This window comes from Ammoniphilus resinae, from assembly GCF_017873965.1.
Lineage (GTDB): Bacteria > Bacillota > Bacilli > Aneurinibacillales > RAOX-1 > Ammoniphilus_A > Ammoniphilus_A resinae.
This window is the reverse complement of the sequence record NZ_JAGGKT010000002.1, coordinates 74,915-94,223: the sequence shown is the minus strand read 5'-3', so window position 1 is coordinate 94,223 and position 19,309 is coordinate 74,915. Positions and strand designations below refer to the sequence as shown.

Sequence of the window (19,309 nt, the reverse complement as noted above, 5' to 3'; positions counted from 1 at the left end):
AAACAGTATTCGAAAGGGGGTAAGATTTTCATGAGAACGATATGGATCCTGTGCTTCATCGCCATTATTTCGGCTTGCAGTGGGGCTTATGAACCCCCACCCGTACCGATTGATTCGCCAAAACCCGTTGAACAATCCAAGGAAATTCCTGGGATGACGAAAGAAAACGCCATTAAGTTATTGAATGCTTATAAAGCTTCCTTCCTTTCCCTGATTAAAGAAACGGAAGATAATCAGAAAGTGTATTCTTATGCCACTAAGCAAGAAATTCAACAATACTTCCAACAGACGATGTCTGAGGAATTGGCCGTACAGATGATAGATTCCTTTTTTACCGAAAAAGAAGATGGAGTTTATGTCATCGCTCGGGGCGGTCCAACGTGGCTAGAAGAAAATCAACACTTTGAGTTTGAAGAACTGTCTAAACAGCACATCAAAATCCTGCAGGAACGGGATAATGTCTACCTAGGTCATGTGATGATGGTTTATCATTTAAGACTTGAGGACGATCGTTGGGTCGTGGCTAAAGTTGAAATGAATAATATCAATGATGAACCAAGGGATGTTGCTCTGACGATTCTTGATTTGATTGCAACCGAAGATATGGAGGGTCTCGCCGGATATGTTCACTCGGAAAAAGGTGTCCTTTTCTTCCCCTATGTTTCTGTTGATGAAATAGATCTCGTATTTCAGCAAGGTCAAATAGGAGACTTTCTCAAAGATGGGCAGGTGTACACTTGGGGAGTGTACGATGGCCAAGGCACCCCGATTGAGCTGACGCCACGGGAATATTACCAGAAATTTATTTATGACCGGGATTTCGTGAGGGCAGATCAAATTCTGATCAACCAATTCGTGCAAAGAGGGAACATGATCAATAACATCAAAGAGATTTTCCCAAAAGCGACGATAGCAGAGTTTTATATTGAAGGTTCCCAGAAATACGATGGGATGGATTGGGCGAGTCTCAACCTAGTGCTTGAGCAAAATGAACAAGGTAAATGGAAATTAGTCGCGATTATCCATGATCAATGGACGATATAGTGGAAGGGACCCAGGGGGCTTGTGTCCTGATGGGATCCTTTTTTTGTGGGCGCCAAACCATATTTTGACGCATATATTGAAAAAGCGACGCAAGAGTCACTCAAAGTGACACGCAAATATCGCCTATAATTTTAATTGGACAACCTTACTACCATGGAAAAATAGGTGTTTCGTTAGGTCACTTGTCCAATCAAAGTTCAGATAGATTTCATAGAATAATGTAGCTTCAATAGAAAGGAGGGAATCCTGTTGCCTAGATTTTATGCCTTTGTTGGAGGGTTGTTAGGAAGCCTTGCCTTGGCCCATGCTTCATTTACTGGAACATTGTCCGAAGTAGAGCCCTTCTTTGACGTTGTAGCTTTGATCTCTCTGATCGTGTTCTCCGGTGCCCTGTTATGGGATGGGTTTAAAACCCTATTTAATCGATAAAATAAAATAATATAATATACTATAAAAACTCCCAGTTTCTTGGGAGTTTTTTTGAATTTAAAGCGCCTTAGTTTCAATCTCAAAACCGAGATCTTCAATCATTCCCCAATCCTCAGTCGGTTCCAGTCCTTCGGTTGTGAGGTAATCCCCGACAAAAATGGAATTCGCTGCATAAAGTCCCATGACTTGCAAAGATCTTAAGTTGACTTCCCGGCCCCCAGAGATACGGATTTCTTTTCTCGGATTGACAAATCTCATCATTGCAAGAAGCCTTAAACAATGGCGTGGATTGAGTTCCTTACGGCCTTGCAGTGGGGTCCCTGGAATCGCATTAAGAAAATTGCAAGGGATGGAATCTGCATCTAGTTCTCGTAAGGAAAACGCCATATCGACTGCCTCCCTGTCGCTTTCGCCCATCCCAAAAATCACTCCGGAACAGGGTGAAATCCCCGCTTCTTTGGCTTGTTGAACGGTATCGACACGATCTTCGTAGGTATGGGTGGTAGTAATGTTCTCGTAATTGCCCTTACTCGTATTTAGGTTATGATTATATCGATGGACGCCTGCCTCGGCTAATTTGCTAGCATGATCCGGATTCAAAAAGCCCAAACAGCAGCAAATTTTTAGTTCGGTGGTGGCGCGAATTTCTTTTACGGCACTAATCACATGATCAATTTCTTTGTCTGATGGCCTTCGTCCAGAGGCTACGATACAATAAGTTCCAGCCTTTCGTTTCAACGCCTCCTGTGCCCCTTCAACAATCTTTTCTTTTGTCAACCAAGCATATTTGTCGATGGATGCTTCGGAAACTATGGATTGTGAACAATACCCACAATCCTCCGGGCATAACCCTGATTTCGTATTAATAATCATATTAAGCTTAACCTTTTTTCCAAAATAAGTACGTCGAATGACAAAGGCGGCTTGCAACACTTCCAGCAACTCATCATCAGAGGTATGAAGGATGGATAATGCTTCTTCCTTCGTGATCGGCCGTCCCTCAATAATCTCCTTTGCCAATTGATTCCAATCTATCACAAGTATTTGTTTTTCCATTGTCTCTATCCCCTTTTGTTAACGTATGTATTATTTTAAGTTAACATTACAAGTGAATTTTAGCATAATATATTCATAGTTGACAATAATTGCCTCATAAATGTAAACTAGTTTCATATTTTAAGTTAACAAAAAGGAAGATGAACATGCAAAAAAACAAAACGAAAATGATGGTTCTCTCCGCACTTTTTGCTGCTGTAACAGCTGTTTGTGCACAAATTACAGTGCCCGTTGGCCCTGTACCCTTTACCTTACAGGTCTTAGCTATTAATCTAACAGGGATGATTTTAGGAAGTCGATGGGGGGCTGTCTCTGCTATGGTCTATCTGGCACTCGGAGCAGTAGGAGCTCCAGTTTTTGCTGGATTTAACGGAGGAATGCAAGCACTCATTGGAAAAACGGGAGGGTATATCATTTCATTTATTCCGGCTGCCTTTGTAATCGGATGGATCATGGAGCGAGGGAAAGTAACCGTTGGAAAAGCATTTCTGGCGAATCTATTAGGGTTACTAATCATCTATGCCATGGGGACAGCCCAGTTAAAGTTCGTCTTAAACCTGCCATGGGAACAAGCCTTTCAATTCGGAGTGATTCCCTTTTTGATTCCGGATTTGATCAAATTGGCCATGGCTTCCACCTTGGGTGTCGTTATTCTAAAACGATTAACGCTTGCAGGACTTCGGACAAGGGAAACGAGCAGTCCCATGTAGGGCTGCTCGTTCCAAGTATTATTTCTGATCTCGGGCTGCTCGAAGTGCAGCGGATTCTTCCTCGTTCGGACCGTAGACCCCTGGCGGAACCACACCGGCTTGACGCATCAAAATCGTCATTTGACCGCGGTGATGGATTTGATGTTTGACAACCATACTTAATAGACCGCTATAAGTTGTATCGATAAAGCCAAACAATGAAAGGCTCTCCGCTAACTTCCCATCAGTCCATTGTTCCTTAAGCGCTGTCATGGCAACCTCGCTCATGCGGCGGTAACTGTCAGCGATTTCGGCCGCATTGGTTGGCGTAGGTGTCTCATAGTTGGGCGCATCGATTTGTAATCCCCCAGCCCCAAGCAGCACAGGAATTGCGCCCACCAAGTGCCAAGCCAAATCCCCCAGCGTCCTCTGTTGGGCCTCGGAAACCGTTTGCTTTAAAGATTCATCCGTTAATGCTCCCAGCACCTTTAAGGTAAGGCCACCCTCAAGGTTCCAATCCTTTTGAAAATCTTCAATAGTTCGATAATTCACTGCGATCCCTCCCCTTTCTTTTGTACAAGACAGGAAAATTATACCATTCCGTAATCTGATCATCTACATAACGGAAAAATTTTCCTTTATCCTCAAAATTGAAGTGGAGAACATGAAAATAGCGGAAAGTTCTTCCGCTATCTGGTCCACTTCTCCGCTTTTTAACGATTACCCACTTCATTTAGGGAAACCTTTTCCGTTACTTGGTTCAAATCAATCCGTAAATTTTAGATAGCGGAAAGTTTTTCCTTTATCATATTAATCTTCTCTCCCTTTTCTTATCTGCAGCTTTATATCTGAGAGTGTGTGTTGGATGGTGTCCAGCTCCTCCTGAAATTCCAACACTCGCTGATCTACTGTAGGATCATTACCTAACTCACTTAGCATTTGCTTTACATCAAACTGCCTTGCCTCAGTCAGTGACAATAAATATTGCAAGCTTTTCATCCTCATTGTATGAATCCCCCCAAATGCAAATTAATCCTTCATATTATAACCTAAAAAATGGAATAGCGGTGACACTGTTCCGTTTACATACCAAAAGTTGCTTTTTGTACATAATCTTAGCGGGGATAACCCAAAGAAGAAGAGGCCCCACCATCGAGGTTCATGGCATCTGTCAAGCCAAGTTTCAAAGCAATATCTGCCAGTTCATTGATCGTCACCCCAGATACCGTCCCCATGATCATCGTTTGATCGGCCTTTTTCCCGATAAAGCTTCTTTGACCTGCATTTTTTGTGATTTTATCTTCCGTAAATCCTTGCAAATTGACATCCTTTTTTCAATTACTCACTAACTTTGGTCCTACACCGATCAGATGGTTCTGTGATTGAAGTTTCTCTGGGAATTGAACCTCGTAATTTACCGTATCTCCCACATGAAATCGGGAGAGTTCCTTCTGGTTTTCCGCGCCATACGCAATGATAAAACCATCTGACGGAATCATTGCTTTATTCTGTGAGATCCCTGTCACCTTTCCCCCACATACTACCACATAAGTATAATCGGGAAATGAGACATTCTTCGTTTTAAAATCACAAGTAAAAACAATAATCGCTTGCTTGTTCGTCGGTGCATGATTGATAGACCAAGCATACCAGTTGAAAGGCCATTTCATCGAGCCATTGATGCCCCCGCGCACACTAATTTCTGTTACACTACCAAAGGTCAAGCATTTTTCTGTGATCCCCATTGCCACAGGACCCCCGCCAAAATGCTTCATCGTTCCGTCAATCATAATAGCGCCATAGGGCATTAGATCATTTTTGTCATAAGCATTAAAATAAGTACCATTAAAATAAGTACCATTAATAGCCGCTATAGCCCGATTCTCCTTCGCCATGGCACTAAGCTCCTGGTCAAAACCAACCTTTCCATTGGCTAGTACTGGTTTGATGGTTGGAAAGAAACATAGGTTACATGCTTTATCCCGCTGCTTAATGTGATTGAAGTTCCTTTTGATTCTATGGCGTGTGCAGATTGAGAGAATAATAGTAAAGAGCCAGTAAGTATAGTAACAATCAATTTTCGCATGATATAAAACCCTCGCATTCCAAATTTACCCAGGTTAACCATATCATAGGAAGGAGGGTATTGTCTGTTGAAATAATAGGGTAGCGTGATTTGAGGTCTATAAATATTGAAAAGGTCATCATAACCTCGATGATGACCGTTTTCACGTTTTTCAAACGGCATTTTGGCCATCATGGCCACGGCCATTATTTCTCCATCACAATCGATGCTCTGGTAATCTCCCTAGAAGCTGAACGATCGAGCGCCTCGCTGATTTCTTCTAACGCAAAGTCCGCATCAAGCATCTCACCAAATGGGTACTTCTCAATCTTGCTGGATAAGAACTGAAGGGCCTTGTTTAGATACCAAGGGTAATATCGAACAAGGGAGATGATGTTGATTGCTTTCCTGGTCATCAAACCCGGATCGAAAGGCGTCATCTGTCCGGGGGAGATATTTCCGATACTTACATATCTTCCGGCAGGACGCAAGAGATGAATACCTTCATTGAAAGCAGCAGGAACACCCGTGAGTTCCATGGCAACATCTGCTCCGGCTCCCCCGGTTAACTCTTTCACTAGGTGGACTCGCTTTTCAAGTGTATCGTACTCGTTCATATCAATCACATGGTCTGCTCCGAATTGCCGAGCTTTTTCCAACCGACTAGTGACCCCATCGACAATAATCACTTTGGCACCAATTTCTTTTGCAATAGCCGCTGCATTCAAACCTAGTCCGCCTGCCCCCTGAATCAGGACTGTTTCGCCAGACTGAAGCTGCGCTTTTTCAATTCCAAAGTATACTTGGGACAAGGCGCAGTTTGCACTGGCAGCAGCGGAATCTGGCACATTATCTGGGACTTTATAAAAGTATTGATCCGGATGAATGTAATAATGGGTACTAAACGATCCATGGAAATGTGGTGCTTCTTCTGCGTTCTTATTCCAATATTTGTAAGCATTCTCACAAAGATTAAAATTCCCTTGCTGACAAGGTTTACATTTGCGGCAAGTCAAGAAATATGTAGCAGCAATGCGATCTCCTACTGCAATGGGATTCCCTGCAAAATCAGTGACTACCCCTTCACCTAGTGCAGCGATTTTCCCCACCATTTCATGGCCCAAAACCCCTGTTTTTTTCGTTGGATGATGACCTTTCCAAATATGTAACTCAGAACCACAGACATTCGTTCTTACCACCTCCACCAAAACCGCTCCAGGCCCAACGGGCGGTAACTCATATTCAGCAAATGCTAATTTCATAGGTTCTGTCATTATTGCTACTTTCCCTTTCATCCTATCAACACTCCTTTTTAATAAGTTACAATATATATTTATTCTATAAAGGAACTAATTCTTCCTACTGTTCTAATAATTTTGTAATCAGTTTATCCAAGCAAGACAATGAATTCTAGCATAATTATAGTAAGTAAAAGGGGGAAAAACCATGGTTTTCAAGGTAAAAAGGGCTAAGAATCAAGAATGTAGGAAGATTCAAGAAGTGTTGCAAAAGGCACATAAAGAAAATATTAAACTTGGTTTTGTTTTTCCAATCTCAAAGAGTACAATAAAAAATCTACGATCAAAGATGAAAAGGGATCGATATTACGTTTTAAAATATAAGGAAAAAATCATAGGAGTCGTTGCACTAAAAAAAAGAAAAAAATACTGGGAAATTGGTTCGTTAGCAGTAAAACCAAAATATAGAAGGAAAGGGCTGGGCAGCAAATTACTTCGGTTTGCCGAAAAGAAGGCAGTGTCCTTAGGAGCAAAGAGAGTCCTGTTGACCACTATGAGAAAGCACCCTACTCTGCCTTTTTATTATATGAAACATGGCTATCGACCCATTCGAAAACAAAAGAAGTGGATCCATTTTCAGAAGAAATTGTAAAGGATCCAGTTTAACTCCCTGTTAAACAATCTCCGCCTCATCTAAAACGAATCAAGAGACTTCCACACCCCACTCTCTAAGGAATTAGAACGGTTTTAATTGGCCTTTCACCTTTGAACTCATAAGCTGCCGTTCGGATTGCCTTTTCCGCTTCTGTTATGCGGAATTTATGTGTCACTAGTTTCTCTAATGGATATTTTTTCTCTTTCCATAATTTATTAGCTAGCTCTAAAGCAGGTTGAATCGTATACGGATGTGAAATACTGCCTAAAAAGTTAATTTCCTTAAACAATATTTTTTGAGTAACTAAGGGGATTTCTTTTCCACCGGTCAGTGCAACATGATTAATCGTTCCGCCAGGCCGGACTATTTCAATAGATAGCTGTACGGTTTCAGCTGCACCCGCCGATTCGATAACTACGTCAGAAAGTTGATCATTTGTTACCTCTTTTAGTCTTTGAATAATATCCTCCACATCCGATACTAAAGTAATATCAGCCCCGAATTGTCTAGCCATACTCAGCCTTTCACTATCTTTGGACAGACCGATTACAATCACCTTACTAGCACCACTTTCTTTTGCAACTAAAGAACACATTAGCCCTTGGGGTCCCGGGCCGATGATGGTGACGATATCCCCTTTCTTCACACCAGCTCTTTGTACCCATCTAACCGCATTAGCTAATACAGAAATACCTACAATCGCTATTTCCGGTGGCAGTTGTTCCGGAACTTTATGGACAAAGGCGTTTTTGGGAGCATACACATGGGTGGAATACGTTCCCCATAAAGCAGGGGGTTTATCGCAACTAATCCAGCCATAAGCGTGATTCTTCCAGCCTTTCTCACACAAATAATATTGACCCCGCAAACAATGACTGCATTCATCGCATGAAGAATGTGACTCTATAGTAACTAAATCACCTTCGCAAATCCCTCGCTGTGAAGATGCATTTTTCCCTATTTTCGTTACTCTTCCAATGACCTCATCCCCCATTATTAAAGGAGCGATTTCATTAAATTCCTCCAGTTCCCCGTTAAACATATGAACTTCTGATCCATCTACACCAGCCATTACGGTTTCTATCAGTAGATCATCATCTCCTATTTCGGGTATCTCTAATTCTCTAATAGACAGTTTCTTCGGACCTTCAAAAACAGCTGCAGAAGCTTTCATGATTAACCACCTTTTTAATAATTAGTCATTATTTTCAGATAAGTGTTTAAACTATAATACAGAAACCTTACTCATGTCAATTACACGGAACCAACGAAAAAAACAAACCAGGAGAGGCTCTATCACCCCTCCTGGTTCACCCAACCCACCTTCAACAGACCATCCACTACGTCGACGGTTAACACTGCTCCGACTGCCGCCTGTCCGCTAACCAACGTGCGGGCGATGGGGGTTTCCACCTGCCGCTGCATATAACGTCTGAGCGGCCTCGCTCCATAGATGGGGTCAGAGCCTTCGCGGGCGATAAAGGCCTTCGCGTGATCCGTCATCTGTAGAGTTACATGCTGATCTTCCAGCCGCTTTTGCAAATCTAGCAATAGCAGATCGACAATTTGAATCATTTCCTTTTCTCCCAGTGGCTTAAAGAGCACGATGTCATCAATGCGATTTAAAAACTCGGGGCGAAAATGGCCTTTCAACTCGCGCAGGACCTCTTCCCTAGCCTGTTCCGTCAAATCCCCTTGCTCATGAAGGGAATCGAGCAGAATCCCGGAGCCGATATTAGATGTCATAATGATGATGGTATTTTTGAAATCAACCATCCTGCCTTGTGAATCGGTGACACGACCGTCATCGAGGATTTGCAGCAGGATATTGAATACGTCGTAATGGGCTTTTTCGATTTCATCAAACAGAAGAACGCTATAGGGTGATCTACGAATGGCCTCAGTCAGCTGTCCGCCTTCCTCGTATCCCACATACCCTGGTGGGGCACCGATCAGGCGGGAAACAGTGTGTTTTTCCATGTATTCGCTCATGTCAAAGCGAATGAGGTGATCCTCGGAATCGAGGAGGGCTTCCGCCAAGGTTTTGGCTAGCTCGGTTTTCCCGACTCCGGTTGGTCCCAAGAACAAAAAGGAACCGATCGGTTTACGTGGATCCTTGATGCCCGCCCTCGCGCGAATGATCGCATCGGTCACGCCCTGCACTGCCTCTTCCTGTCCAATCACACGCTGGTGCAGAATCTGGTCCAGCTTGAGCAGTTTTTCCCGTTCACTTTCTGCCAATTTCGCTACCGGAATTCCTGTCCATCTAGAAATGATGCGAGTAATTTCTTCTTCTGTCACTTCTTCACGAAGAAGCGATGGCTTCCCCCTTTTCTTATTAACCTTTTCCTCTTCCTCACGCAGCTTATTCTCTAAAGCGGGCAGTGATCCATATTTGATTTCCGCTACTTTGTTCAAATCATATTCCCGTTCAGCCTGTGCCATTTCCCGTTGGAGCTGTTCGAGATCCTCCCGCAGCTTACGGACCGATTGAAGGGCCTGTTTTTCCGTGTCCCACTGCGCCTTCAGACGATGCAGCACCTCTTTTTGCTCCGCTAGCTCTCCTTGCAGCTTCGTCAACCGTTCTTGACTTGCCCGATCAGTCTCCCGCTTAAGCGCGGCTTCTTCCACCTCAAGCTTCATGACTGTTCTCGATACTTCATCGAGCTCCGCCGGCATGGAGTCCATCTCCGTTCGTATCAAGGCGCAAGCTTCATCGATTAGATCAATCCCCTTATCTGGAAGAAAGCGGTCTGTAATATAGCGATTGGACAAGACGGCTGATGCCACGAGCGCGTTATCATGGATTTTGACCCCGTGGAATATTTCGAATCGCTCCTTCAATCCCCGAAGGATGGAGATGGTGTCTTCCACCGACGGTTCCTGCACAATGACCGGCTGGAATCTGCGTTCCAGCGCGGCGTCCTTTTCGATGTATTTACGGTATTCATCAAGGGTCGTGGCCCCAATGCAATGCAGTTCACCCCTGGCCAGCATCGGCTTCAGCAAGTTGCCTGCATCCATTGCACCTTCGGTCTTGCCCGCGCCGACAATGGTATGAATTTCATCGATAAACAAAATGATTTGCCCTTCGCTTTTTTTCACTTCCTGGAGCACAGCCTTGAGCCGTTCCTCAAATTCTCCACGGAATTTCGCGCCGGCAAGCAGGGAACCCATATCGAGGGAGAAGACTTTTTTATCGCGCAGCCCCTCCGGCACATCCCCGCGAACAATTCGGTGGGCCAACCCTTCGGCAATCGCTGTTTTTCCCACTCCGGGCTCGCCGATCAGCACCGGATTATTCTTCGTTTTACGCGACAAAATCTGGATGATCCGCCGGATTTCCGCGTCCCGTCCAATCACAGGATCAAGTTTATTGCGGCGGACTGCTTCTACCAAATCTTGCCCGTATTTTTCCAACGCTTCATAAGATGCTTCCGGATGATTGCTAGTCACTCGCTGATTCCCCCTCACATCGAGTAGTGATTTTAAAAAGCGGTCGCGTGTGATTCCCACTTTTTTCAATAGGTCATTTAAGGAAGACCTTTCCGCTTGGGTCAAAATCCCAAAGAATAGATGTTCAACGGAAATGTAATCATCATTCATCTTTTTGGCCTCTTCTTGCGCATGAAGTAAAGCCTGGTTTACTCGACCGCTTATGTACACCTTCCCCATTTCCCGACCCGAACCGGAAACCCGCGGCCACCGCTCCAGAATTTGCTCCACTTCCTGCAAAAGGGTTGCCGATGACACACCCATTTTTTCTAACAAATGCGGAATCAAGCCATCCTGCTGATCTAGTAAGGCACACAGTAGATGCTCCACATCGAGCTCCGCATGCCCATAACGGTTCGCTTTGATCTCTGCTTGTTGGATCGCCTCCAAAGATTTGACAGTCAAATGATTCATATCCATCGACATTCCTCCTATCGGCTGAATGGTAAAGTTTGCTATTTTACTTTATTTTACCTCATTCTTCAACTTCTTATTGTGTCAGCTCTAAGAACAAAATGAGTACCATCAACATTAAAAAGCCGGATTCTGCACGATAAGTGGATCCGGCGGTTTCTGCAAAACAAAGAAAAAGAGTTTTATTTCTTCACCCGGTTTGCAAGTGCTTTATAATCAGGTGCTAATGGAGGCTGTTCCATCCACCCCTTCTTAATCATCAGATTTGCACAATCTTCGGCGTATTGAATAACCTCTAAGAAAAGACCCCCATAATGTGTACCTAAATCACGTCTAGGGCTCGCAGCTATGGCTGCCTGCCCCATAGTTTCCAATACCAGCGGCAATCAAAGCGGTGGCATGAAACAACATCAGTTTGTCTGAAAAAGGAGCAACAGTGGAATTCCAAAAAGTAATTTAGTACGCGTATAGCCATGCTATCGCTCATGTATTGTGACCAGAGGCTTCCCATTTCTGCAGATGTTAGTTTCGGAGTGTGTTCTATCTCGTGTAAAATATTTTTTTCTGGTGTGTGTTTTGTTTCCATAGGTACCTCTGATTTTAATTGGGTTACATTTAAAATAGTATTTCCCACCAGAAAAGGAACTATTTCCCAAAAAGGAGCCCACCCAAAAGGGTGAGCCAAGCCATCTTGGAAACAAAAACACAAGTTTATCATTAACCATCAAGTCTATATCCATTCATACGTTAAAAAGATTGTGATTCCGAGCGTGTCTTGAATCAAGGATCCCAATCATACTTAGCAGTTTATTAAAAATCTTCCCAGCTCTTCCTTCTCCTCAATGGACAAGATTTGCTCTGCTAAGGGAAACAGCATCTTTTCTTCTTTTGCAAAGTGTTGGGTCAAGGTTGTATAAGCTTGTACAGCGTATACCGCAACCGCCCGCGCATGATCTTCATCGATGGTTGATCCCGCTTTCCTGGTCTCCATAAGAAAATCCTGCAGATGCTGCTCCGCCTTTTCATGTTCGAATTCCATCGAATCGATGGTTCGATCCTTTTCTCCGAGTCGACGGGCCATCACCGGAAATAACCCTTTTTCCTCTCGTTCGGAATGGGCTTTCAATGACTCCATAAAAACCGAAATCCGTTCCGATAACTCAGTAAACAGCCGAATCACAGCAGGTCCTGAATCATATTCGATCTCTTCCGTTATTTCGTAGAAAAGTTCCATTTCCGCCCTTAAGGTTACATGCTCGTCCTTTAACTGCTGAAGCGGGGGACATAGTGTTACGTCAGAAGTATCCATCTTAATCCTCCTTCCCCTTCTCTCCACACAATAAAACAGTGTTCCCATTGATTCAGTGATTTCCATCACGGAGGAGATTATGGTGAATTAGCTAAATGAGCAATCTATCGTAAACACTATTGGGTCCTAATAATAAGAGAAAAATTTTCCTCTATTTATAAAAAACGAGACTGTTAAAAGGAAATAGCGGAAGTTTTTTCCGTTATGGAACATACCAAACCAATTGAAAACGATTACAATGTTTCATAACGGAAAAATATTCCGTTATCCAGCCATGTTCAGTTAGAATAACTGGGATAACGGAAAATCTTTCCGCTATCTCTGATTCTCACTTTACTAATTATTAATATACTGGTCAAACACAAAGCCGAAGTCCTTCACACTATATTCTTTCTTCGTTTCCATCAGCCACGCAAAAGCGATTTGGTTTAATTCCTTAAATTCCTCCGCTAGAGAGCCTTTCGTGCTATCGCTTCTATTCAATGTAGAGGAAGCAAGCTGAAGACTTTGCTGTGCAAACTCCAGGGCCTTGTTGTTGTCACGGGTAATTTCGGAAATTTTGACGAGTGCTTTATATAAGTCTTTCAATTCTTCAATATGCTTCTTATTGACATCAATCGAATATTGCTGGCCGCCCATTTGGAATTTAATTTCTACGTCCAAATCAATGGTTCCTGCGGTCTCTAAGAATACATTGGAAATTTTATTGGTTTCATATTCAAAACGGCGAAGCATTCTTTTTTTACTGACCGCACTTGTTCCATCCAAGTGAATCAGGGCTTTGTTCGTGAAGCAGTACTCATCCGTTTTGGACTTGATTAGAAAGTAGATCTTCTCCTGGTCCTCGTGCATTACATAATCATCAGAATCTACTTTGTTATAATCTGCAGGTTTAATAACACTCCCAATATCGCTTAGTCCAAGTGCATCTGCAGCTATTTTTTTAAACATAGTTCCCCAGCCTTTCTATGTAAATTTACAAGACACTATACACCTTATACGATATGACCGAGAAATATGTTGCATTTTTACTAAGGTGTCACCGTCTCAAGTTTAAATCCTTCCACAACCACATCTTCATCGATTTCTAGCAATAAGCACCGCTTACCTTGATACATAATATATTTCACATGTCTTAGATCTTTTGGACCGATCGACAAATCGGCTACTTTCGTTTTGATTTTGATCGATTTCGGCACTAAATTGCTCGCTTTCAATTCATGTTTTTCGTTGCTGACCACAGCTTTGAAGGCGTGCTCCACTTTATCTGTGTCGACATTCTCCACTCCGCTTGCCGTTAAGATCCGTCCGACGTCCTGATAATCCAACATAGGGGGTTCGCTTTCTTCATTTTCCACATTCTCCTGCACCATCTTATCGATTTCCTCGTAGACATTGGCAATGACCATGGAATCTACTTTTTCTCCCACCACATTGTTTAAGATCAATTCAAAGCTATCCTTATCCTCCATGGCAGTTCTAATCTCTTCACAGTTGAGCACCTCTTCGATAAAAGAATCATCCGGTTGATTGGCTTTCGAAGCATAATAAAGAAGATGATTCACATCTGCAGCATTGTCATTAAAGGCAGGGAAGAGAAAGCCCGACAATGGGGCAGCGAGATTAATAATGGGATCTATGTTATTATTCGATTTGAATTCTTTCTCGACATAATCAAAGAGCAGGGTCTTTTTCGGCTGATCGGTTTTGTTCAGGCTGCAAAGGATGAACGGGCTGGAATAGACTTCATCATCTCCGCCTTCCTCGGATTCCTGATCCCGTTTACGTGTCGGTTTCCGATACTCCCCGCGAATAAAGGTCACGACCGTATCAAATTCATAAGCGGCATTCGCGAACATTTTCCCGACAATATGCAGCATATTTTCTTTCCAATCTTCCGTGGACCCTGCCTGTAATCCCTCGTAAAGGATGGTTTGTGTGCTGTCTTCCACGTCCCGTCTAAATTTCAACTCAAACAACTTGGCATCCAGATCCCCAGTCAAAACCTTTTTAAAGTTTCCCAGAAACAATTCTTGTGCTTCTTGCTCCAAAAAATGAAACGGCTGACTGACATGATGGTAAATCTCTCCTGATTCTTTCTTTACATACACATTGAAGATTTCCCTTATTTGTAGAAGGTGATTATCTAATTTAAATTGCTTTCTGATCGCAGCGATGTCTTTTTTGTTCATCTGTTTCAACTCCCATCCCTGATTATACTGTTCGGTCGGGAAAATAGAAATAGTAGATTCCGCCTGCTAAATCCTGCCATGCAAGAGAAACTAGATACCTATACAATCAAGGGAATACTCTGATTCATAGAATGCAAGTAGAAGTGACACAGGCTTGATAATACCACTTGGAGGTGTGTGCAGTTGTTCGAGAATGTCTCTTTTCTGTTTCCCTACAAGCCCGATCGAGGGATTAGGGATACCAATTTTAAATGGATCAAGAAGTTTTATAAAAAGACCTATCCCAAGGCTGAAATTTGTGTCGGAATAAATAATGAAAAGCTTTTTAATCGCTCCCAAGCTATTAACCTTGCTGCCAAACAAGCCACGCGCGAAATATTCGTAATCGTGGATGCCGACATTTTCTGTGATCCGAGCGTCCTAAAGGAGTCCATCAAACTTCTGAAGAAAGCCCCTTGGGTGATTCCCTATCGCTATATCATCCGAATAGCTGAAGAAAATTCAAGAAAACTGCTGAAAACTGCTCCCGGTTGGCCGTTGGAAATTACGGATTTTGAAAAGATTGATACAACAAAATACACTTTTGACTGGGTGGGACATATAAACATCATTCCCCGCAAATATTTTATGGCTGTTGGAGGTTTTGATGAGAGGTTCTGCGGCTGGGGAGGAGAAGACGATGCCTTCAGTTGTGCGGTAAATACCCTATGCGGCCCATACAAAAGGCTGGAGCATAGCATACACCATTTATGGCATCCGGTCGTTGGGTATGAAAACAACCCGAACGGCGATACCAACAAGAAACTGCGGGAGTTTTATTACCAAGCGAACAACGACAAGGTAAAGATGAAGCGGGTCATCAAGCACGCAGCAAGTATATTTAACCAGAGAAAGAAAAAGAGATAAGCCAGTCAGTTATATCTCAACAAGGGTATCAAAAACCTTTATCAAATGAGGATATTTTCCAGTAGAAACAATGAAATAACGTTCCTTTAGAAGACGATAAACCCATTTAAAATCGGAACGGATTCCTGTTTTTTCAAGAAGATCGGTCGTCGGCCAAGCATTTTGGGAGACTAATCTGGGCATCGTTTGCAACATTTTAAGCATCGAATCCTTGAACAAGTTAAACCTGCCCGGATACTCTTCGGAAAGACGGTAGTACTCTCGAACAGCAGAATTTAAAAAACTTGCATCATTTTGATCAACATATTGCAAAGATTTAATACAGACATCCATTACAGGATGTTTTTTTTGAAAGTATACCATGTTTCTGGCTTCTTCACGCTTTAAACTTGGCTGTATAGGATGTTCCTGATGGAAAATATGAAGATTTTCATCGGCGATATAGCATGCTCCTGCTTTAGTTAGCCGATACCCAAATTCATAATCTTCTGATCCCCACCCCTTGAAATATTCATCATATCCGCCAACCTCTTGTATAAAGCTCATTTTTATCGAGTGATTCAGTCCGATACAGTAAAGCCAAGATACGGGACATTGCTCAAGTTTCGTTCCAAGTTTATTAATCAATTCTCTTTCATAGATTCTAGGTTCGCTTAGCTCGCGTAGGGCATAAATATTCTTAATATCTTCGTTTTCGATCAATTTTACTGGTTTGGTAAGTGACCGGATCACATGAGGAAATTCGGAGTCCGACAGCTGTTTCTGCAGCTTTTTTTGAACTCGTTTTTTAAAGGCATCATTCCGCATCATGAAATCTTCAATGCTTTTTCGTTGCCAGATTTTAAAACCAGGGAGTAGATAACTGTAAATCTTATAAAAGGAACCTCCCGTCACGACGGCCCTCTTGTATTTTCGGTGATATTCATAATGTCGTTCAATACAATTCGGTTCGACGATCGCCTCCGCATCGAGAAACATAATCACCTTGCCTCGAGCCATCTTAATCCCGACATTTCTGGAACGAGCCCGGCCTAGATTACGCGAATTACGGACATAACGAAAGGAAAAAGGATAATGATCTTTTCTCAAAGTCGGCGTACGATCTGTCGAAGCATCATCAACAAGAATCACTTCAAATCTCGATTGATCAAAATTTTGTGTTTTAAGAGAGAATAGCGTATTTTTATTGAGCGGAAAACGGTTATACGAAACGATCACAACACTAACCTCTATTCCCATTCTGATGCCCCCTTCTATTTTACGGTTTTATCCCTATCCCACCCGGATAACTGCAAATATTTAAGATAATCCTCTCGGTAGCGAATTTCAGTATTCCATGGCTTGTGCCATCCACAAAAATGAATAATCTTTGGATTAACGTTGGGAACTGAATCCCAATGGTAAGTGGTATAATTCCACTTGCAGTGAATCCGAAGCCAATACCTATGCAGAACAACGTTCATTGCATCTTGATCCATATATCGTAAATTTGGATGAGCTTTTAAAAAGTTGACAAGACGTTTTGATACATTCATTTCTCTCCATTTTTTAATATTCAGTAGTAAAACACCTGCATTAAAATAAAGAGATTCCTTCGCCAGCCCTAACTCCGATAGTAAGCGATCTTTCTCCCACGAACCATACCAATACGTTTCGTTGACGGCTGCTAAAGCATATCCTTTCAAGTTTATCTCCCATAACCTCGTGAGATCTCCTTTTACAATGAGGTCACAGTCCAGGTACAGAACCTTATGAATATTTTTGTCCAGTAAGATAGGCAGCCCGATTCTATAATAGGTATCTCTCGTAATGTAGCCAATCGTCGATTCGGCTGGAAACTTCCTAAATAGTTTATGATCGGGAGTAAGAAATGTAATTTCTTTTTTATACCGAGCAACCACTTGGCGAAGCCTCTTTTTATTAACCCTTGATAGATCTCCATCAATAATGAAGATTTTAATACGTTCTCTATTTTTACTGTTTTCAAGTAGCGAGGTCAGCATAACTCCCAGGTGTTTAGCATATTGATCGTTTGTCGTACTGACAATAATCAATGAATATCACCTCCCGATATAATAATAGTATGTCATCTAATAGGATGATGATAGTGCTCTTGTCTAAGCGATTGTAACGTTTCTGCCCAACTAGGTGTTTCACCTATCATAAAGTACTTGATTTGCTATGTTATTTTAGTTTATTAATATATAAGGCAATAATAGATTACGCACAATCTAATACAGATCATTTCGTGCGATTGTAACAGGTTGTTCCCCTCCACTATAACAGCTCGAACCATCCTTGCATAAATATGCAGTCGTGAATTCCAGTTATCCACAGACAATTCTGTTTATCAACAATTCAAATTATTCACATAAAAAGAAGGTTATCCACAGCTGAAACATACCCTTGCCTGTATTAAGTAGCGAGTATTATAGTTTACATAATATATATTATTTCTCATTTATTGCTTGGGCACATAGCCTTTGGTCTCATTTGTACACTCTACCGTCTGCTCAGAAAACGTAATTAGAACTCTTAAGCAATCGAAAAAGGCCGGGGTCCTAACCATGAAAAAAGGCCTAATCTCCCTCAAAACAAAGGAGTTTAGAACCTTGTAAATGCTCACTGATTCTTAGGATAATAGATTTTGAAGTATTGACAAAGGAAATAGCAGCTTGTAATCGTTATCCATCGACGGTTACCCCCTTATAAGCTGTTTTTATTTTGCTTATTTATTTGATGGATTGGAGATGTGTGAGATGGTTTTCTGGCTTCCCTTTCTGATCGGTATACTTACGATCGTGATTCCTCTAGCCCAGATTGATGTGGATCAATTGTCTCAAGTTACTATCCTCTTTTATAGGGCGTGGATTCTGCTTTGGTGTGGTTGGATGATCGTGGCCGTTGTGGTGACATTGGTCCGCAAGATTAGAAAAGCATCGAATCGAAGAAAATACGCTAAATATAATAAAAAGAAGCGTTCAAAAGGTCGCTATGCGTCCAGCAGTGCGGATGGCGGCGGCGGAAGCTTTTTTGACTGGGGAGGTGACTCTGATTCATCCTCCGGCGGGGGCGATGGCGGAGGCGGTGTGGATTGAATAAACGGAGAAAGTCCGGTTAATTGATTGGATATCGTCAATTTATTAAAAATAGGCGGAGTTTTACCGGTTAATGTTGGGAAAAGTAATATTCTACGCAACTTCCCAAGCGATAATCGGAAATTCTCCGCCTATTTTGCACATTCTAATAGATTCTAAAAAAATAAGCGGAATTTCTCCGCCTATCTGTCTAGCAAAAGGTCAATGACCTCCTGCTGTACACGCTCCGCTTCTTTGTTCAAATCTTCAATCGATGCATTGGTAATCGGATGAAATACTTCGACGATGGGGTATTCCGCAAACCCATGAACATAGGCCGTGTTTCTGCCCTGTTCCATGAAAACTTCCGTACAAATGACCGCTGCTGGTATCCTTCTTTTTTCCATAATCAACCCATCAAGCACACTGCTTGAGCTGCAGGACCCTCAGTCCCCTACCCCGGCGATCACGGCATGGCTGGATTGCAGTTGTTCTAACATCACATCGGTTACGGGCAAAGAGGGATTTTTCTTATCGATCCAAATGACATCCTTCAAATTGTAGCGCTGTTTAATCTGTGCAAGTAAAGTTTGCAAGATAACGTCCGAATTTCGTTTTCCGTTATTTACTACCGCTAAAACCTTGTCATCCAAGGTCGTTAAACGATTTGCCGCTTTTTCGGACGATACGATTGATTCCTGTGCAGGATTCAACACGATGAATGGTTCCGCCATCAACAA

Annotated in this window: 22 protein-coding genes; 6 read left to right on the top strand and 16 right to left on the bottom strand. The window is 42.4% G+C overall.

All coding sequences use genetic code 11. The annotated features are described in order from the left end of the window. The first annotated feature begins 30 nt into the window (after positions 1 to 30). Both J2Z37_RS04455 and J2Z37_RS04450 read left to right on the top strand, forming a co-directional pair. Positions 31 to 1,044: a hypothetical protein gene (locus J2Z37_RS04455; RefSeq protein WP_209809028.1), complete on the top strand. Its 1,014-nt coding sequence runs from the start codon at positions 31 to 33 to the stop codon at positions 1,042 to 1,044. 249 nt (positions 1,045 to 1,293) lie between these two features. Then, positions 1,294 to 1,473 (top strand): hypothetical protein, encoded by a 180-nt coding sequence (locus tag J2Z37_RS04450; RefSeq protein WP_209809027.1) that lies wholly within the window; start codon positions 1,294 to 1,296, stop codon positions 1,471 to 1,473. 57 nt (positions 1,474 to 1,530) lie between these two features. On the opposite strand, the gene bioB is transcribed toward J2Z37_RS04450, so the two are convergent. Then, complete coding sequence (bioB, locus tag J2Z37_RS04445) at positions 1,531 to 2,529, bottom strand: biotin synthase BioB (RefSeq protein WP_209809026.1); 999 nt, start codon at positions 2,527 to 2,529, stop codon at positions 1,531 to 1,533. A 146-nt stretch (positions 2,530 to 2,675) separates the two neighbouring features. Here bioB and J2Z37_RS04440 point away from each other — a divergent pair, with 146 nt between their 5' ends. Continuing rightward, on the top strand, positions 2,676 to 3,239 hold the full coding sequence (locus J2Z37_RS04440) for a biotin transporter BioY (protein ID WP_245203577.1): 564 nt from the start codon (positions 2,676 to 2,678) through the stop codon (positions 3,237 to 3,239). Between the two features lie 18 nt (positions 3,240 to 3,257). Here the strand turns inward: J2Z37_RS04440 and J2Z37_RS04435 are convergent, their stop codons facing one another. The 6 genes from J2Z37_RS04435 to J2Z37_RS04410 form a co-directional block, all read right to left on the bottom strand. After that, positions 3,258 to 3,770: a DinB family protein gene (locus J2Z37_RS04435; RefSeq protein ID WP_342453779.1), complete on the bottom strand. Its 513-nt coding sequence runs from the start codon at positions 3,768 to 3,770 to the stop codon at positions 3,258 to 3,260. 258 nt (positions 3,771 to 4,028) lie between these two features. Continuing rightward, positions 4,029 to 4,223 carry a hypothetical protein gene (locus J2Z37_RS04430; protein WP_209809023.1) on the bottom strand — a complete coding sequence of 65 codons (195 nt, stop codon included), beginning with the start codon at positions 4,221 to 4,223 and terminating at the stop codon, positions 4,029 to 4,031. A 110-nt stretch (positions 4,224 to 4,333) separates the two neighbouring features. Then, positions 4,334 to 4,537, bottom strand: coding sequence for a phosphodiester glycosidase family protein (locus J2Z37_RS04425; protein ID WP_209809022.1), 204 nt, complete (start codon positions 4,535 to 4,537; stop codon positions 4,334 to 4,336). Positions 4,538 to 4,552: 15 nt separating this feature from the next. Further along, positions 4,553 to 5,113 carry a hypothetical protein gene (locus J2Z37_RS04420; RefSeq protein ID WP_209809021.1) on the bottom strand — a complete coding sequence of 187 codons (561 nt, stop codon included), beginning with the start codon at positions 5,111 to 5,113 and terminating at the stop codon, positions 4,553 to 4,555. Positions 5,114 to 5,151: 38 nt separating this feature from the next. Continuing rightward, complete coding sequence (locus tag J2Z37_RS04415; RefSeq protein ID WP_209809020.1) at positions 5,152 to 5,490, bottom strand: hypothetical protein; 339 nt, start codon at positions 5,488 to 5,490, stop codon at positions 5,152 to 5,154. Beyond that, positions 5,490 to 6,578, bottom strand: coding sequence for a zinc-binding dehydrogenase (locus J2Z37_RS04410; protein ID WP_209809019.1), 1,089 nt, complete (start codon positions 6,576 to 6,578; stop codon positions 5,490 to 5,492). The genes J2Z37_RS04415 and J2Z37_RS04410 overlap by 1 nt, the downstream gene beginning before the upstream one ends. Positions 6,579 to 6,729: 151 nt before the next feature. On the opposite strand from J2Z37_RS04410, the gene J2Z37_RS04405 reads away from it, so the two are divergent. Continuing rightward, positions 6,730 to 7,173, top strand: coding sequence for a GNAT family N-acetyltransferase (locus tag J2Z37_RS04405; protein WP_209809018.1), 444 nt, complete (start codon positions 6,730 to 6,732; stop codon positions 7,171 to 7,173). 76 nt (positions 7,174 to 7,249) lie between these two features. On the opposite strand, the gene J2Z37_RS04400 is transcribed toward J2Z37_RS04405, so the two are convergent. The 6 genes from J2Z37_RS04400 to J2Z37_RS04375 form a co-directional block, all read right to left on the bottom strand. Continuing rightward, positions 7,250 to 8,350, bottom strand: a complete 1,101-nt coding sequence (locus J2Z37_RS04400) for a zinc-dependent alcohol dehydrogenase (RefSeq protein ID WP_209809017.1) — start codon at positions 8,348 to 8,350, stop codon at positions 7,250 to 7,252. 122 nt (positions 8,351 to 8,472) lie between these two features. Beyond that, entirely contained in the window at positions 8,473 to 11,091 is a 2,619-nt protein-coding gene (gene clpB / locus J2Z37_RS04395) for an ATP-dependent chaperone ClpB (protein WP_209809016.1), read from the bottom strand. Positions 11,092 to 11,267: 176 nt separating this feature from the next. After that, positions 11,268 to 11,471: a DUF3231 family protein gene (locus J2Z37_RS04390; RefSeq protein ID WP_245203576.1), complete on the bottom strand. Its 204-nt coding sequence runs from the start codon at positions 11,469 to 11,471 to the stop codon at positions 11,268 to 11,270. Between the two features lie 413 nt (positions 11,472 to 11,884). Then, entirely contained in the window at positions 11,885 to 12,394 is a 510-nt protein-coding gene (locus tag J2Z37_RS04385; protein WP_209809015.1) for a hemerythrin domain-containing protein, read from the bottom strand. 336 nt (positions 12,395 to 12,730) lie between these two features. Next, on the bottom strand, positions 12,731 to 13,345 hold the full coding sequence (locus J2Z37_RS04380) for a PH domain-containing protein (RefSeq protein WP_209809014.1): 615 nt from the start codon (positions 13,343 to 13,345) through the stop codon (positions 12,731 to 12,733). Positions 13,346 to 13,425: 80 nt separating this feature from the next. Beyond that, positions 13,426 to 14,586 carry a DUF4317 domain-containing protein gene (locus J2Z37_RS04375; RefSeq protein WP_209809013.1) on the bottom strand — a complete coding sequence of 387 codons (1,161 nt, stop codon included), beginning with the start codon at positions 14,584 to 14,586 and terminating at the stop codon, positions 13,426 to 13,428. Positions 14,587 to 14,769: 183 nt separating this feature from the next. Here J2Z37_RS04375 and J2Z37_RS04370 point away from each other — a divergent pair, with 183 nt between their 5' ends. Beyond that, complete coding sequence (locus J2Z37_RS04370) at positions 14,770 to 15,492, top strand: glycosyltransferase family 2 protein (RefSeq protein WP_209809012.1); 723 nt, start codon at positions 14,770 to 14,772, stop codon at positions 15,490 to 15,492. A 9-nt stretch (positions 15,493 to 15,501) separates the two neighbouring features. On the opposite strand, the gene J2Z37_RS04365 is transcribed toward J2Z37_RS04370, so the two are convergent. Together J2Z37_RS04365 and J2Z37_RS04360 are read right to left on the bottom strand one after the other, a co-directional pair. After that, the gene (locus J2Z37_RS04365) at positions 15,502 to 16,731 is read right to left on the bottom strand and encodes a glycosyltransferase family 2 protein (protein ID WP_209809011.1); all 1,230 of its coding nucleotides are present in this window, start codon (positions 16,729 to 16,731) and stop codon (positions 15,502 to 15,504) included. A 14-nt stretch (positions 16,732 to 16,745) separates the two neighbouring features. After that, positions 16,746 to 17,546 carry a glycosyltransferase family 8 protein gene (locus J2Z37_RS04360; RefSeq protein ID WP_209809010.1) on the bottom strand — a complete coding sequence of 267 codons (801 nt, stop codon included), beginning with the start codon at positions 17,544 to 17,546 and terminating at the stop codon, positions 16,746 to 16,748. Between the two features lie 705 nt (positions 17,547 to 18,251). On the opposite strand from J2Z37_RS04360, the gene J2Z37_RS04355 reads away from it, so the two are divergent. Continuing rightward, positions 18,252 to 18,590 (top strand): hypothetical protein, encoded by a 339-nt coding sequence (locus J2Z37_RS04355; protein WP_209809009.1) that lies wholly within the window; start codon positions 18,252 to 18,254, stop codon positions 18,588 to 18,590. A gap of 182 nt (positions 18,591 to 18,772) precedes the next feature. Here the strand turns inward: J2Z37_RS04355 and J2Z37_RS26090 are convergent, their stop codons facing one another. Further along, a complete protein-coding gene (locus J2Z37_RS26090) occupies positions 18,773 to 19,303 on the bottom strand; it encodes a UGSC family (seleno)protein (protein WP_425340306.1) in 531 nt (176 codons plus the stop codon). Positions 19,304 to 19,309 lie beyond the last annotated feature (6 nt).